The 16,887-nt window shown below is 52.0% G+C and carries 11 protein-coding genes; 9 read left to right on the forward strand and 2 right to left on the reverse strand.

Annotated elements, in window-relative coordinates; all coding sequences use genetic code 11:
- Positions 1-23 precede the first annotated feature (23 nt).
- The 4 genes from QZ303_RS07915 to QZ303_RS07930 all read left to right on the forward strand — a co-directional run bounded on the left by QZ303_RS07915 (position 24) and on the right by QZ303_RS07930 (position 6,456).
- Positions 24-1,343 carry a hypothetical protein gene (locus QZ303_RS07915; protein ID WP_295731434.1) on the forward strand — a complete coding sequence of 440 codons (1,320 nt, stop codon included), beginning with the start codon at positions 24-26 and terminating at the stop codon, positions 1,341-1,343.
- Positions 1,321-2,247: a tRNA (adenosine(37)-N6)-dimethylallyltransferase MiaA gene (gene miaA, locus QZ303_RS07920; RefSeq protein WP_295731436.1), complete on the forward strand. Its 927-nt coding sequence runs from the start codon at positions 1,321-1,323 to the stop codon at positions 2,245-2,247. Before QZ303_RS07915 ends, miaA begins: the two co-directional genes overlap by 23 nt.
- A 209-nt stretch (positions 2,248-2,456) precedes the next feature.
- Positions 2,457-5,216, forward strand: coding sequence for a pitrilysin family protein (locus QZ303_RS07925; protein WP_295731438.1), 2,760 nt, complete (start codon positions 2,457-2,459; stop codon positions 5,214-5,216).
- A 181-nt stretch (positions 5,217-5,397) separates the two neighbouring features.
- Positions 5,398-6,456, forward strand: coding sequence for a hypothetical protein (locus tag QZ303_RS07930; protein ID WP_295731440.1), 1,059 nt, complete (start codon positions 5,398-5,400; stop codon positions 6,454-6,456).
- 371 nt (positions 6,457-6,827) lie between these two features.
- Here QZ303_RS07930 and glgP read toward each other — a convergent pair whose 3' ends face one another.
- Together glgP and QZ303_RS07940 are read right to left on the reverse strand one after the other, a co-directional pair.
- Positions 6,828-9,389, reverse strand: coding sequence for an alpha-glucan family phosphorylase (gene glgP / locus QZ303_RS07935; RefSeq protein ID WP_295731442.1), 2,562 nt, complete (start codon positions 9,387-9,389; stop codon positions 6,828-6,830).
- Between the two features lie 107 nt (positions 9,390-9,496).
- Positions 9,497-11,152, reverse strand: a complete 1,656-nt coding sequence (locus QZ303_RS07940) for a glycosyltransferase (protein ID WP_295731445.1) — start codon at positions 11,150-11,152, stop codon at positions 9,497-9,499.
- Between the two features lie 314 nt (positions 11,153-11,466).
- Here QZ303_RS07940 and QZ303_RS07945 point away from each other — a divergent pair, with 314 nt between their 5' ends.
- From QZ303_RS07945 to QZ303_RS07965, 5 genes are all read left to right on the forward strand, one after another.
- Positions 11,467-12,423 (forward strand): ROK family protein, encoded by a 957-nt coding sequence (locus QZ303_RS07945; RefSeq protein WP_295731447.1) that lies wholly within the window; start codon positions 11,467-11,469, stop codon positions 12,421-12,423.
- Positions 12,424-12,454: 31 nt separating this feature from the next.
- Complete coding sequence (locus QZ303_RS07950; protein ID WP_295731449.1) at positions 12,455-13,081, forward strand: hypothetical protein; 627 nt, start codon at positions 12,455-12,457, stop codon at positions 13,079-13,081.
- 86 nt (positions 13,082-13,167) lie between these two features.
- Positions 13,168-13,401 (forward strand): DUF4492 domain-containing protein, encoded by a 234-nt coding sequence (locus QZ303_RS07955; RefSeq protein WP_295731451.1) that lies wholly within the window; start codon positions 13,168-13,170, stop codon positions 13,399-13,401.
- 27 nt (positions 13,402-13,428) lie between these two features.
- Positions 13,429-15,003, forward strand: a complete 1,575-nt coding sequence (locus QZ303_RS07960; RefSeq protein WP_295731453.1) for a cytochrome ubiquinol oxidase subunit I — start codon at positions 13,429-13,431, stop codon at positions 15,001-15,003.
- A gap of 5 nt (positions 15,004-15,008) precedes the next feature.
- Positions 15,009-16,181: a cytochrome d ubiquinol oxidase subunit II gene (locus QZ303_RS07965; protein ID WP_295731455.1), complete on the forward strand. Its 1,173-nt coding sequence runs from the start codon at positions 15,009-15,011 to the stop codon at positions 16,179-16,181.
- Positions 16,182-16,887: the final 706 nt, after the last annotated feature.

The following is a 16,887-nucleotide window of genomic DNA, read 5'->3' on the forward strand; positions in this document are numbered from 1 at the left end:
CATTGTAAACGTAACCGGAAGCAATGGAAGAAAGACGATATCGGGCAAATTCATATGCAATCCACGGCTTGTGGCTTAATTGGGCATTGTCGGTCGGCGCGCTTACGGCCACGCTGTTCTGCGCACTGTTCATGTCGAAGCTCTGGCTTCCTGCCGTCGCTCTCGGGCTGCAGTTCCTGTTGTTGGGACGTATGAAGGCGATGCGGGAGAATGAGAGTTCATCCTGTCTGTTGATTCCCTACGTCGCCTCGCGGATACTGTTCATCTCCGCGGTGATTATGGTGGCTATCAACTTTTACTGTCTCCACATAGTAGATCCGTCGCTTTTGGAGTCGGGAGTGGTGAACCCGCGTATACCGTATGTCACGGTATTGATTATGGCCCCGGTGACTCTCGCAGTGACACTCGTGGCATATTTCCGCAACAACTCGTTGTCGGTGTGCTTCGAATGTCATGCCCGTTTCGGTCGTTCGAACGAGCGCGGGTTTCTCGGGACGGTGTTTACCCGTGAAGGACGCTTTCAGTTGCGCATGCTCATGATAGCGTCGCTTATCGTCACTGTATATTCATGGGGCTATTATTTCTGGCATTATTCCAATGTCAACTATAATTCCGCCGATGTATTCTTTTATATATGGATTCCGGTCATCCTCTATTTGCTGTCGCTCGTGAATCTTGCCATACGCTATGTTTCGATTGACGCTTTCTACCGCAAGAACATCGCCGGAGAGGCCAATGACCATGTGTCGTCCACATTGATTCGGTATATAATATTGTGTGATGACAGTATGTTTTTGCGTGCCACAGGCGAGGAACTTGACGAGAAAGCCGATACACCTCTCCAAAGCTATATCCCTTATCGCGAGCGCGTCACCGAGTATGATGCTGCCACTACACTTGGCAGGCTGGTAGGAAATTCATTCCATCCCGGTCTGCGCTTCCTGTATGAGAATGCCAATTTTCATATAGACTGCAACATATTCCACTATATATGTGTGCTCGATTCTCCTTCAGAGCTTCATGGCAGCGGTCTGGAGGGGGAATGGTTCACTCAAAGTGAGCTGTTCCGCATGATGGAGAACAGAGAGGTGGCTCCGATGCTAATGAGCGAGATTGAGCGCATATACACTGTAATGATGGCTTTCAAGACATACGACATCACCGGTCGACGCCTTTATGAGATAAAGCATTACAAGCCATCGTTTCATCTGCGTGATGTGGCCGAACTGATTGTCGACTACAACAATCCGCAATGGCTTTTCGTGGACAAGGACAACGAGGACCGTCCGTTTTTCTATTTCAAGCGTTTTTGGCGCAGATATGTGCGAGGTATCTCCAACTGATTGCAGCCTGCTTGTGGTCACAGGTCCTACGGCTTCGGGAAAGACCCGCAAGGCCGTGGCCGTTGCCCGTGCGTTCGGCGGTGAGATAATCAGCGCTGATTCCCGCCAGCTTTACCGTGGCATGGATCTCGGGACAGGAAAGGATCTGGATGAATACGGCGACGTGCCATATCATCTCATTGACATATGTCCGGCGGGATACCGCTATAATCTATATGAATATGTGCGCGACTTCCGCAAGGTGTATGCCGATATACGTTCTCGTGGCAGGATGCCTATAATGTGCGGTGGGACGGGGCTCTATGTCGAGACAGTACTCAAGGGAATCGACCTCCCGGAGGTCCCGGAAAATCCCTCCCTACGCGAGGCTCTCTCCGGCAAATCGCTTGAAGAATTGACTGAAATCCTGGCCGGCATGAAACGCCTGCACAACGTGACCGATGTCGACACGGCCAAGCGGGCCATACGTGCTATCGAGATCCAGACTTACTATATCGACCATCCTGAAGAAGTTGCGCTCACACGTACGCGTCCGATCAGTGATGCGGTGGTGGTGGGAGTGGACATTCCGCGCGATGACCGCCGGAGGCGCATTTCCGAGCGGCTGGCGGCGAGACTGGACGGTGGCATGGTCGATGAGGTGCGCCGTCTGATCGGTGAGGAGGGTATCGATCCGGACAACCTGATATATTATGGACTCGAATATAAATTCCTGACGCTTTATGTCATGGGGAAGATGACCTACGATGAGATGTTCAACGGACTGGAGACGGCCATCCATCAGTTTGCCAAACGACAGATGACCTGGTTTCGCGGGATGGAGAAGAGGGGTATTCCGATACATTGGCTTCCATATGACATGGATGATGAACGTTTTGTCGATTCGGTGCGACGGCTATTGTGAGAAATATTGATGGATTAATTCTCTGTTTGCTGAGGATTGTTTAATTTTGCATATATTTAACATTTAATTAAGAGGTTGTTTTTAAACAACCTCTTAAGACAATCTTCAATAATAAACACATATCACACGTAATGAAGAAGTATTTTAAACCATTATGCAGGGCAGCTTTTGCGGCTGTTTTTCTAGTGCCTGCCGTATCATTGGCACAGATGCCTCAACTGCCCCCTGTGCCGGTAGACAGCGCCGTGCGCATCGGCCATCTTGACAACGGGTTGACGTACTATATACGTCACAATGACTATCCCAAGGGACAGGCCGATTTCTATATCGCACAGAAAGTCGGTGCAGTCCAGGAGGAGGACTCCCAACGCGGTCTTGCCCACTTCCTCGAACACATGTGCTTCAACGGTACTAAGAATTTTCCCGGCAACGAGCTTATAGGCTGGCTTGAGAGTGTAGGCGTGAAGTTCGGCCAGAACCTTAATGCAGCTACCTGGACCGACAAGACTGTGTATAATATGACCAATGTGCCTGTGGAGCGCGAAGGAGTGCAGGACACATGCCTGCTTATTCTCCATGACTGGGCCGACGGACTGTTGCTCGATCCGGAGGAGATCGACAAGGAGCGCAAAGTCATCCACGAGGAATGGCGACAAGGAAATGTAGGCCAGTCGCGAATCCTGACGCAGCTACTCCCTTCGATGTACCCCGACAGCAAGTATGGCCACCGCATGCCTATCGGCACGATGGAAGTGGTCGACAATTTCCCCCACCAGGTGCTACGTGATTACTACGAGAAGTGGTATCGTCCCGACCTGCAGGGCATCGTAGTGGTGGGCGACATCGACCCGGACCGTATAGAGACGAAGATCAAGGAGATATTCGGCACAATCGAGAAGCCTGTCAATCCGGCAGCCCGTGAGTCGTATCCAGTGCCCGACACCCCCGGCACCATATATGCCATCGGCAAGGACAAGGAGATGCCATACAATGTGATGCAGCTGATGTTCAAGCATGACGCCACTCCCGACACGGAGAAGGGTGGCATGGACTACCTGCTTGAGAATTACGTTATCTCCATGGCTATGTCGATGCTCAACACGCGTCTTTCCGACATCATGTCGAAGCCCGATTCGCCTGCCAGCGTGGCTCAGGTACAGTATGGGCAGTATCTCATGTCAAAGACAAAGGACGCACTTTCGCTTGTGGCTCTCCCGAAGGACACCAGCGCTATAGAAGCGCTTGCCACAGTATACCGCGAAGGCCTGCGTGCAGCCAGAAGCGGCTTCACTGCATCCGAGTATGACCGCGCCCGTAGCGAATACCTCTCGCAGCTCGAGCAGCGCTACACCAACCGGGCAACGCAGACGAGTACTTCGCTTGTCAATGGCTATGTGGCAAACTTCACCGACGGTGAGCCTATTCCCGGCATAGAAAACCTGTATGCCATCATGTCGATGCTTGCAAACCAGATTCCCGTGGAAGTGGTCAACATGACCATGGCGCAGCTTATGCCGGTTGACAACCGTGTGCTTCTTGCCATGTTCCCGGATAAGGCGGGGATAAATATTCCAACCGAGCAGCAGTTCGCCGAGGCGCTTGCCGCCGTGGATGGCGAGGATATCGAGGGATATGTCGACAATGTTATCAAGGAACCTCTTATAGCCACACTTCCGGCACCCGGAAAGATTGTTGCGACAGGCATCGATAAGGTGTACGGAGCCACTGTGTGGACGCTGTCCAACGGTGCTAAGGTGGTGGCGAAGCCTACCGACTTCAAGGCTGGAGAAATCCTTTTTGCCGCACGCGCTTTCGGCGGTACTTCGACGCTCCCCGATAGTCTCGACAACGAGCTGCGCTATATGGACGTGACGCTTTCACAGCTCGGCATGGGTCCGTATGACAATGCCGGTCTGGGCAAGTTCATGGCCGGCAAGCAGGCATCGTTAGGACTTGAACTGAGCAATTACCTTCGCGATCTCTCTGGCTCTGCAGTGCCTAAGGACCTTAAGGTGATGATGGAGCTGATTTACGCGCTGTTTACAGATGCCACGCTCTCTGCCGACGAGTTCGAGGCAGGAAAGAACACTATGCGTTCGATGCTCCACAACCAGGAGTCCAACCCCAAGTACCAGTTCTCAAAGCAGCTCAACGAGCATATCTATGCTTCGCCTCGCCGCCATCTTGCCGATATGGCTGTGATAGATGCTGCGGATCGCACCCGTTCGCTCAATATAGTGAAGAATGCACTCGCGAATGCAGGTGAATACACGTTCTATTTTGTCGGTTCGTTCGAGGTCGATTCGCTCAAGCCCCTTGTAGAGCAGTATATAGCGTCGCTCCCCGGTAAGCCTGTCAAGGCGCAGCTCCCTGCATTCGACCCTTCGCTCGGAGTGAGCAAAGGTTCAGCAACAGAGATAGTGCAGCAGTCGATGGACACTCCGACCACTTATGCCGCCGTGATGGTCACCGGCAATGAGCCTTTTACCGCAAAGGACCAGTATTTGGCCAGCATAGCCGGACAGATACTCAGCGCACGCCTGATAAAGCTTGTGCGTGAGGATCTCGGCGCGGTCTATTCGATATGGGCCAACGGAAATCTATGGCGCTACTCGGATCCAAATGCGTCGCTTCAGTCTGTGTTCCCTATGAAGCCGGAGATGCGCGACAAGGTGCTCGAGATCATATCCTCGCAGATCGAGGATATGACAGATTCGGCCAATATTACTCCGGAGGAACTTTCGAAGGTGAAGGAGTTCATGCTAAAGACTGCCGAGGAGTCGCTTAAGAGAAACGACTCGCTTATCGATGCGATGCAAGGGTATCAGCTCGTACCGGCCGATACATTGTTCACAGCTGCCGACATTGTAAAGGCCATCACAGCTGCCGACGTGGCAGCCTATATGAAGCGCCTTTTAGACCAAAACAACTATCGTGTTTTCCTTCTCGAACCGGAAGAAGCAAAGTGACGTTTAGTTGAAACGCATTATCTACGATTACGGTGTCCGGCATCCATAATGATGTCGGACACCGTTGTTTATGTGCCATGTTGGTTGCCGTGGCCGATAAATTTAAGAACCATTAAAAACCTTTTTTTATGCACATTGTTTTAAGGGTATAAAAAGTATTTAACTCAACTATTCAATGTTTATGAAAAAAGCTTTATTTCTGATTGCTCTCATGCTGGGTAGCGTGACCGCTTTCGCACAGAAAATGAATAAAAACGAGGTGAAACAGCTTCAGGCCTTTGCCGCACAGACCTCTGAAAAGGGCGGTACAAATGGAGAAGCTCTTAAGATTGCCGATATGTCGGCTCCTTCTACATGGGAGGGCATTACTGTGGAGAACGGACGTGTCGTGGCCATACAGTGGAAGGACAAGCATCTGGCAGGCGAGTTGAATCTCTCCGGATTCACCGCTCTTAAGAAGGTCGATGTGTCGCGCAACGCCATTACATCGCTCGATGTGACCGGTAATGCCGCACTTGTAAATCTCAACGCAAGCCGCAACAAGCTTTCGACACTGACTCTGAAAGGCAACACTTCGCTTACCGATTTGGCCATCTACCGCAACCGTCTTACCGACGTGAGCCTTGAAGGCACTCCGATTTTGACAAACCTCAATTGCTCCAACAACTTGTTCGTGGAACTGAGTGTAGCCAATGCCACCACCCTTAAGACTCTCAATTGCCAGGGTTGCCACCTCGAAGCATTAAACGTAGAGGGATGCGCACAGCTGAAGAACCTATACTGCGGTTACAATAAGCTGACCACCATCAACCTCTTTGGTGTGGAGAATCTTACCAACTTCAACATCGACGACAATGAGATCAGCAATCTCATCATCTCCGGTCTGCCTTCGCTCAGCACCTTCATCTGCTCCGACAACCGCATGAACACGCTGGCCCTGCGCAACTGTAACGCTCTTATCGATGTGGTATGTTCCTACAACGATCTTACTCAGCTTTCTGTAGACAACTGCCCCAACATCCAGTATGTCGACTGCTCCTACAATGACCTGACCACGCTTACTCTGAGCAACCAGACTTTCTTACAGCGTCTTATCTGCAACAACAACCAGTTGACAATGCTTGATGTATCGTTTGATTCGGCTCTTACCTATATCAACTGCCGCTACAACTACATCACAGACTTCCGTACAATCGGTTGCAACAACTTGTCGATGGTTGCTTGCCAGTGGAACTACTAATCTAACGGACGATTGTCTCTCCGGCCTCTTTCCAACCTCGTCACGACAGCTTTTTTAGAGCCTCGTTCGAGTTGAAGAAACTCCGACCGGCCTGTCTGGACATCAGACCATAAACTATTATCCAATGGCGGTGTGCCTTTCGAGGCGCACCGCCTGACTTTTATCTTTTATGACAGCCGCTTTAGAAAATCTCGCACAAAACACACAGAGAGCACATAGATTAAACGATTTTTTCTCTGTGCTCTCTGTATACTCTGTGCGTTATTTCGTCATCACTAAATATCTACCGGTTTCACAGTCTTTCAGTCCGGACAAAAACGGCGGGGTGTCGAAGCCGACACCCCGCCGTAAGTATTGTCGATGTTGATTTATTATATCCAAAGTACGTAGGCGAAGTCCTGACGATGGGGAAGCTCGGCGTTCTTGGGATATACGCGGTAGGCGTAGCGGAACGATCCTGCTTCGCGGAGTTTGGTCTTAAGCTCGTATGTAAATATGTTGCCATCTTCTGCCACGAGTTTGAACTCTTCGCGTCCTTCGTATTTCTCCTGTCCGTCCTCGATCTTGTAGATGACGCATTCAACGCCGAGATCATGGCCGATGCCGTTGGTATCAAGCTTGATGACAGTGCGGAACGGTTCGCCGGCTTTGGTGTTGGCTGGATCGGCGTTGAACTCCTCTACAGATACGGTGTGTACTCCGGGCCATGCCTGGACCACCTTCTCCTTCCATGCCACAATCTCCTTTGCAAGAGCGAAGTCGTGGGCATGGAGCTTCTTGTAGCGCTTTGCTTCCTTGTCGTAGAAGCGGTCGATGTAGTCGTCGATCATGCGCTTCATGGTGAAGTGTGGTGCTATCTTGGCCACTGAGTTCTTTATATATTTGACCCATGCCGATGAGAAACCACCCTTGCGGTTCTCGAAGTACAGAGGTATGATCTGCTTTTCGAGCATTGTGTAGATTACCTCGGCGTCGAGTTTGTCCTGCTGGCCCTGGTCGGTGAATGTACGCTTGTCGGTAAGCGCCCAACCGCCTTCTTCGCAGAATTTGTAGCCTTCGTACCACCATCCGTCAAGCACGGAGAAGTTGAGCACGCCGTTCATCTCGGCCTTCTCTCCCGATGTGCCGGATGCCTCCAGCGGACGGGTCGGGGTATTGAGCCAAATGTCGACGCCGCTGACAAGGCGCTTTGCAACAATCATGTCGTAGTTCTCAAGGAAGATGATCTTGCCGAGGAATTGCGGCATGCGCGAGATTTCCACGATGCGCTTGATGAGTCCCTGTCCGGCGCCGTCGGCGGGATGGGCCTTGCCGGAAAATACGAACTGCACGGGACGGTCGGGGTTGTTGACGATAGCTGCCAGACGATCGAGGTTTGAGAAAAGGAGGTGGGCGCGCTTATAGGTTGCGAAGCGACGGGCGAAGCCTATGATGAGCGCGTTGGGGTTGATTTTCTCGGTAATCGACATTACCTGGGTGGGGTCGCCGGCGTTTTTGAGCCACTTCTCCTTGAAGTCGCGGCGTACGAAGTCGATAAACTTGTTTTTCATCGCGGTGCGGAGCGCCCAGATGTCCTTGTCGGCAACGTCGTAGATTTTTTCCCAGTATTTCACATCGCTCTGGTGCTGGAAGAACTCCGGTCCGAATGTGGCTTCATACAGTTCTTTCCATTCCGATGCGGCCCAGGTGGGCATGTGCACGCCGTTGGTCACGTAGCCAACATGGCTTTCGGCCCAGTTGTAGCCCTTCCAGATGCCTGCGAACATCTTCTTCGACACTTCTCCGTGGAGCCAGCTTACCCCGTTGGCTTCCTGACATGTGTTGAGAGCGAACACGCTCATCGAGAAGCGTTCGGGCGAATCGGGATTCTCGCGGCCCATGTTCATGAGGTCGCTCCATGAAATGCCGAGCTTCTGGGGGAACTCTCCCATGTACTTGCCGAAGAGGCCTTCGTCGAAATAGTCGTGGCCTGCGGGCACGGGAGTGTGTACGGTATAAAGGCTCGACGAACGTACCACTTCGAGAGCGGTATTGAAGTCGAGATGGTCGTCCTGAACGTAATCGACGAGACGCTGTAGGTTGAGAAGTGCCGCGTGGCCCTCGTTACAGTGGTAAAGTTCGCTCTTTATGCCGAGTTTCTTGAGCATGAGCACTCCGCCGATACCGAGCATGTATTCCTGCTTGATACGGTTTTCCCAGTCGCCGCCGTAGAGCTGGTGGGTGATCTGACGGTCAAACTCGGAGTTCATGTCGAAGTCGGTGTCCATCAGATAAAGGCACATGCGGCCTACGTTCACGCGCCATATGTGGCTGTAGACGATACGGCCGGGGAAGGGCACTTCCAGTATGGCAGGCTTGCCGTCGGCATCGAGCACCTGTTCGAGTGGAAGCTGGTTGAAGTCCTGCGGCTCGTAGTTGGCAATCTGCTGACCGTCTACAGAAAGGGTCTGGGTGAAATAGCCGTAGCGGTACAGGAAACCTACGGCGGTCATATTGATGCAGCTGTCGGAGGCTTCCTTGATATAGTCGCCTGCGAGCACTCCGAGTCCGCCGGAATAAATCTTGAGAGCGTTGCACAATCCATATTCCATCGAGAAGTAGCTTACCGAGGGTACATCCTTGCGCATGGGCATCTTCATGTAGGCCTTGAAGTCGGCATATACTTTTTCGATACGATCCATGAGCTTCGTGTCCTTGAGGATTTCCTGTAGACGCTCGAAGCCCAACTGTTGCAGAAGCATCACGGGGTTTTCGCCGACGGCACGCCAAAGGTCGGGGTTGAGATCGCGGAACAGAGATTTGCCCTCGCTGTTCCAAACCCACCAAAGGTTGCGTGAAAGAGTTTCCAGCGGTTTGAGCTTGGCGGGAAGGTCGGATTTCACCATAATGTCGCGCCACACAGGTGCGTTAGTGTTGCTTACTTGAAGTTTCATAAATTATATTTATGTGAATAGAGTTTTGATTTCTTAATGGTACTGATTGGTATTGCCCTCTCTGTACATATGTAATAGGTATGTTTGTGAAGATTCACGTGTCTTAGTCAGCCGTTGACCTCACGCGAGTGCGCGTTGTCGAGGGCGATGTGGAAGGCGTCGACGTAGTATTCGATGAAGTAGCTCCATGCGGCAAGAGTGGCCATGTGGATGGCTCGGCTACGAATCAATGTGGTCTGCTGTTGGTCTGCCGCAATGAGATACTGTAGCGACCGGGCTATGCGGTCGGCCACCTCGTCGTAGTTGAAGTCGCCGCGTGCGATCACATTGACTCCGCATTCAGCGAAGGTATTGTCCTCTGTGGAGAGTACCCATTGGCCGAAGCCCGAGAGGGTAGTGGTGACTGTAGGCACTCCGAATGCTATGCTTTCAAGAGGGGTATAGCCCCATGGTTCGTAATAGGAAGGGAACACGGTGGCGTCCATTCCTATGAGGAGGTCATAGTAGGGTGTGTTGAATATTCCGTCGTTGCCGTTGAGGTAGCATGGTACATAAATCACATTTACCTTGTCGGTCTTTTCGTTGGCAAATCCTATCTGCCTTATGCGGGATATGATCGGGTCGGAGTCCGGATTGTTGAGGGTATGGGTTATGTCCGGCTCGGGCAAGCGTGTCTTGCGTTTTGCGGCAAGTGTGTGTTGCAGGTCGGGACGAGGGTCGCGGCACCATGCTGGCACCATCACGAAAGCCACCACGGTTCGCGAGGAATTGAGCTCGCGCAGCCGCGCTATGGCATCGAGATATAGGTCGATTCCTTTGTTGCGGTATTCGCATCGCCCGGACGTGGCCACGATGAATGTATCGGCGGGCAGTTTACGTCCGACAAGGGATGAGGCTACGTTTAGGAGCGTTTCTCGGGCGGCTTCGCGCACTTTTGGGAATTTGCCCTTATTGGGCACAAAGTTTTGCTCAAATCCGTTTGGTGTCACCAGCGGACGACGCTGGAGAAGCTGCTCGCACTCTATGGCCGTGATGTCACTCACCGTAGTGAAGCAGTCGGCCTGGTGGGCGGCTGTCTTTTCGAGAGAGTGTTTCGACTCCATGTTGAGTTCATGTGCCATTTGGTCGCCGTTGTAGGCACGCAGATAGTCGTAAAGAGGTTTCCCGTTGCCGCATATGCTGCGGCCTATGCATGTGGCGTGGGTGGTAAATATCGTTGCCACGGAGGGGAGGACGTCTTTCACGTATAGCAACCCCATACCGGTGGTCCATTCGTCGAAGTGGGCCACGACGTTCTTGTCACGTATGCCGACAAAGTCGCAGATGCTCTCAATCACGATTCCTGCTGCGTGTGAGAAAGCGCATGCTTCGTCGTAGTCGCCATAGGCGTGCAGCGAATCGACACCGTAAAGATCCCACATGTGTCCATAGAATTCGTCTTTTACCTGATATAGACCATCGAATTTCACGAGCACGACTATCGGTCTCCCTGGCACTTCCCATCGGCCGCATCGCACACTTATGCCGTAAGGCAGCTTAGCCTGTGCCTTCCATTCTTTCAACACCGTGCGTGATGGTGTGAAGTAGGGGGAGGGACTATCGTCCGACCACACATCCGGACCGATGAATATGTTTCTATCCTTATAAAGTTCTTGTAGTGTCTTGGCCTTTGTGGAAAGGACCGTGTAGATGCCACCGATTTTATTGCACACTTCCCAGCTTGTTTCAAACAGCAGGTCGATGTTTACCGGCTTTTTGTCCATGTAAAATAAGCTTTTTGGTTTCTGACGCTGCAAAGTTAGACATTTTTCTCCGAATAGCCCAAAGATTAATCAGTTAAAGCTGCAAAAAGATGCATCAATACCTCTTGGACGGCTTGTGGACTGATTTTTTATTGTAAAAAAATGTCTGATTCGACTCAGGTTTAACAATTTTAATTATCTTTGCAATGTAGTTGACCCTTTTCCCGACTTTCTCCACCGGGCGATTACCATGGACATGAGAGCATGTCGGATTTTTTCCTTAAAGCATCAGGACGATCAAATTTAACAACAACCTAAACAATACAGTTAAAAACATGAAACCTTACGTAGTAGGTATCGACATAGGTGGCACCAACACCGTGTTCGGTATAGTTGACGCTCGTGGCAACGTGGTTGCCAGCAGCTCTATCAAAACAGGCAAGCACTCTGATATCAAAGATTATATCGAGGAGCTTAAGAATGCTCTTAACAATCTTTTGGAGGCAAATGACGCTGTCGACAAGATTGCAGGCATCGGTGTCGGCGCTCCCAACGGAAATTATTTCACCGGTTCCATCGAGATGGCTCCCAATCTTCCCTGGAAGGGCAGGATACCTTTGGCTGAACTTCTTAAGGAGGCATTCGGCGTTCCTGTGGCTGTCACCAATGACGCCAATGCGGCAGCTATCGGCGAGATGACATATGGTGTGGCCCGCGGCATGAAGGATTTCATTATGATCACTCTCGGCACTGGTGTGGGGAGTGGCATAGTTGTCAACGGCCAGCTCGTCTACGGCCACGACGGCTTTGCCGGCGAACTTGGCCACGTGATCGTAAAGCCCAGCAACGGACGTATGTGCGGTTGCGGCCGCACTGGATGTCTTGAGGCCTATTGCTCTGCCACCGGCGTGGCCCGTACGGCCCGCGAGTTCTTGGAGACACGTACCGACAAGTCGCTTCTGCGCGACATACCCGTGGAGGAGATTACCTCGAAGGATGTGTATGACGCAGCCATCAAGGGCGATAAGCTTGCCAAAGAGATCTTCGAGTACACCGGCAAGATCATGGGCGAGGCTTTCGCCAACTTTATCGCATTCAGCAGCCCCGAGGCTATCGTGCTTTTCGGCGGACTGAGCCGTGCAGGCGACCTTCTGATGAAACCTATCCAGGAGGCTATGGACCGCAATACACTGAACATCTTCAAGGGCAAGACAAAGCTTCTGCTCTCAGAGCTCAAAGAGGGTGATGCCGCCGTTCTCGGCGCGAGCGCTCTCGGCTGGGAGGCCCGTTAAGCAACTTTTTATAGTATTATCACGTGTCCGGATGGGCGCTCCGCATTACGTGGGCGGCATCCGGACACGTCTCATCAACAGGGTGTACGAGATAATCGGGCATCCCTATTGGATTCTCTGTAGCATGGCCGATAATTATCTTGAACGGAAGATGGAGGAACATCGCCGTGGCGGCGGCGTTCCAAGGTATCGTCAGCGTGTCACTTCCACCGGATCGCGTCCGGGCACGGTGTCCTTTCCGTTCCCGGTGCGTCGTATAATGGTCAGCGCCGTGAGCGAAATGCCGACCACTGACGGCGTCGCATTGCGCGATGCCGTGGTGAAAGCGTTGTGTGCCACGGGCGCCAGAGTGGCATTCATCGAGGAGGACATGATCACACGAGATCGTCTGGCGCAGTCATCAGGTGCTTGCGGGGTGGCTCCGGGCGATACCGCCGTGGTGTATTCCCGTTGGGAGGGTGTCGATGCCATGGTGGAAATATGTGCGGCAGCCGACAGGCATTGGAATGTGGCTGTCGCTCCTTATGGCGATTCGCGCCGGGCGGTGGTATGTGTCGCTGGTGCGGGGAATGTCGATGTAGCCGTGCGCGCCGTATTGTGGTGTCTCGTGCCCGGCAACGATTATCTGCTCGGAACAGTCATCGACGTCGACGTGTGAAACTTAATGTTTCCCTGAATTGTTTCCATTACGAAGCCATCTTGGTTTTTAATCCAAAGAATCTGTGTCTCCAAAATAGCATCGGCATGAATACATTCCGACATGTGAAAGCCTTTCCTGGGCGCGTGTACCGTTTTTACCGCGACGGCTTCCGCAGCATGACCGTGGGACGGTATCTGTGGGTACTCATCCTGGTGAAGCTGTTTATCCTTTTCTTCATATTCAAGCTTTTTTTCTTTCCCGACGTGCTGGAACGCGACTATTCCGATGACAGCCAGCGGGCACAGGCCGTGAGGAAACATCTAATAGACAATCCTTGATAAAAATCCAATCTCTATTCTACACACATGGACGACTTATTTACCGTAGTTGACTGGTCGCGATGGCAGTTCGCCCTCACGGCCATGTATCATTGGCTTTTCGTGCCGCTGACCATCGGTCTGGCATTGATAGTGGCCATAATGGAGAGCATCTACGTCAGGACACGTGCTGCCAAGTGGCTGGCCATGACCAAGTTCTGGATGCTGCTGTTTGGCATAAACTTCGCGATAGGCGTGGCCACCGGCATAATTCTTGAATTCGAGTTCGGAACCAACTGGTCGAACTACAGCTGGTTTGTCGGTGACATATTCGGTGCGCCGCTGGCTATCGAGGGCATACTGGCTTTCTTCATGGAGTCGACCTTCATCGCTGTCATGTTTTTCGGCTGGAAGAAGTTCAGCCCTGGATTCCACCTCGCAGCAACCTGGCTCACAGCCATAGGCACGGCGCTGTCGGCGCTGTGGATTCTCGTGGCAAATGCGTGGATGCAGCAGCCGGTAGGTATGGAATTCGATCCGGCACAGATGCGCAACGTCATGTCGGACTTTTGGGCCATTGTGACTTCTGGCACCGCAGTGGCCAAGTTTACCCACACGGTGGCAAGCGCATGGACTCTGGCAGGAGTGTTCGTGATCGGGGTAAGCTCGTGGTGGATATTGCGCAAGCGCAATGTCGACATGGCTCTTGACTCCATCCGGATAGCATCGTGGGTGGGAGGAGCTGGCATTCTTGTAACTCTTGCCACCGGCGATATATCGGCCGTGAACGTCGCTCGCCATCAGCCCATGAAGCTCGCCGCCATGGAGGGGCTTTACCGTGGCTCGTGCGGGCAGGAGCTGGTGGGCTTCGGCATACTTAATCCTGACAAGAAGGCCGGCGATGATTCCGTAGAACCTTACTTGTTTGACATAGGCATACCTTACGGACTGTCGTTTCTCGCCAATCACGATATGCACAGTTTCGTGCCCGGCATCAACGATCTTATCGACGGCATAGAGCTGACCCCGGATGGCGACACGGTGCGCACGGTTGGCTATGCGGAGCGCATCGTGCGAGGACGCCAGGCCCATGAAGCTCTGCGTGCCTATGATGCCGCGATGGTGGCCGGCGATGGTGAAGCTATGGCTAAAGCGACCGCTGAACTTAAGGTGGATTATCCTTATTTCGGCTACGGGTATCTCGATTCGCCGGAGGAGGCTGTGCCGCCGGTGGCCATGACGTTCTACGCGTTCCGCGTGATGGTGATGGCGGGAGGCTACCTGTTGCTGTTCTTCATATTCGCTTTCGTGGCAAGCTACTGGCGTCCGCAATGGCTACGCCACAAGGTGGCGTGCATAATCGGCATGCTGTCGATCGTAGTGGTGTGGGTTTGCTCGCAGGCAGGATGGGTGACCGCCGAAGTGGGCCGTCAGCCGTGGGTGATACAGGACATACTACCTACGCGTGCCGCTATAAGCGAGATCGCTGCATCGTCGGTAATCACGACGTTCATCATGTTTGCCGTTGTGTTCACGGTGCTGCTCGTTGCCGAGATGAGCATCATGGCCACGCAGATCAACAAGTATTCGAAGATGGATATTAACGAAATCTCTAAATCCTGACAGTCATGGAAGCAGACTATACAATGATGGAAACGGATCATACTCTGTTTCTACTCCAGCATTACTGGTGGTTTCTGATTTCGGTGCTTGGTGCGCTGCTGGTTTTCCTGCTTTTCGTGCAGGGCGGCCAGTCAATGCTGATGTGCACCCGCAACTCTGAGCATCGCAACCTGATGGTCAACTCTATAGGCACCAAGTGGGAACTGACGTTCACGACGCTTGTGGTGTTCGGCGGTGCATTCTTCGCATCATTTCCCCTCTTCTACAGCACGAGCTTCGGAGGCGCCTATTGGCTTTGGATACTCATACTTTTTACTTTCATAGCCCAGGCCGTTGGCTATCAGTACCGTCGCAAGAAAGGGAATCTTTACGGTACACGTTTTTTCGACATACTGTTGGTGCTTAGTGGCGCTTTCGGGTGCTTCCTGCTCGGCGTGGCTGTGTCGATGATGTTTTTCGGGGCCGATTTCAAGGTAACGATGGGCAATATACTCGACCCCGGCGCACCTGTCATATCCCAATGGGGTGCTGGTCATGGCTGGGAAGCGATATTCTGCTGGCGCAACTGGATTCTCGGTTTTGCCGTGCTTTTCCTGGCCCGCACGCAGTGTGCGCTATATTTCATGAACAATATCGATGCCGGTGAGGATTTTTTCGACCGCTGCCGTCGCCGGGTGCTTGTCAACGGTGTGATATTCGTGGTGTTCTTCCTGGCTTTCGTCGGGCTTCTGTTAACGCACACCGGGCTAAGGACTACCGGCTTTCACAGTTTCGAGGCCGTGCCGTTCAAGTATTTCGGTAATTACGTGGATATGTGGTGGTGTCTTGTGCTGTTTCTGGTTGGTGTGGCTATGGTGCTTTATGCCATCGGAAAGTCGGTGTTCATTAAGCATTACACGAAAGGCATATGGTGGTCGGGCATAGGCACGGTGCTTGTCGTGCTTACTCTCTTCTGGGTGGCCGGCTACAATGACACGCCCTACTATCCGTCGCTCGCAGACGCGTCGTCGTCGCTGACTATCGCCAACAGCTCGTCGACGAAGTTCACACTCAATGTCATGAGCGTGGTCAGCATCCTCGTGCCGTTCGTAGTGGCCTACATAGCCTATGTATGGCGCAAGATGAATGCCCGTCCGTTGACCTCCGCAGAGATGGACTCCGACCATCACAGCTATTGATGAATCCTCATGGATATTTATGAGGTTCATAGCTATTGATCATTGACTCCCGCATAAACTGGATATTTACGAGGCCGCATCCGATCAGCGAGGATGCGGCCTCGTTTGTCTTTGCCTCGTAAGGATGTCGTTTTGCGGCATGTAGTTCATTGGTAAGGTGTGTGCTGTTGATGTTCTGCTATGTTGTCGTGTCGCTATGTTGCGGGGAGTTGCTTGTCGGTAGGGTATTAATGAAATCTGCTGCGTAAAGCAATTGTAGGGCATTCGAGTAGAATATTCGTGCATGGTAGAATAGTTCTTTAGAGAACGCAAAGAAGCTCATCAGGCAGTAGTATGCTGAAAGGAATCGACTTATCATCCCTGTCAGAGGCATTCATGCGCAAGATTCAGCATAAAATCAACCTCATACCACGGAGAAACTCAATTTCGACTTACCTAAGAATGTTTTCTTCCGACTAATCGCTAATTTTGCACTTGCCAGTTGAACCTGCGGTTGAGAGTAGGGTTGAGAGTAGGGGGTTGAGAGTAGGGTTGAGAGTAGGGTGAAATTTTTCTCAATAATTTGTTGAATTTTTTTTGGCAATTAAATAATCATTACTAACTTTGCACCTGCAAACGGCAGTTATGATATGCTGTCATAAGATATTTTAATATTGCCCAGGTGGCGGAATGGTAGACGCGCTCGTTTCAGGTGCGAGTGCTGCGA

The organism is uncultured Muribaculum sp. (genome assembly GCF_910583865.1).
In the GTDB taxonomy this organism is placed as follows: Bacteria; Bacteroidota; Bacteroidia; order Bacteroidales; family Muribaculaceae; genus Muribaculum.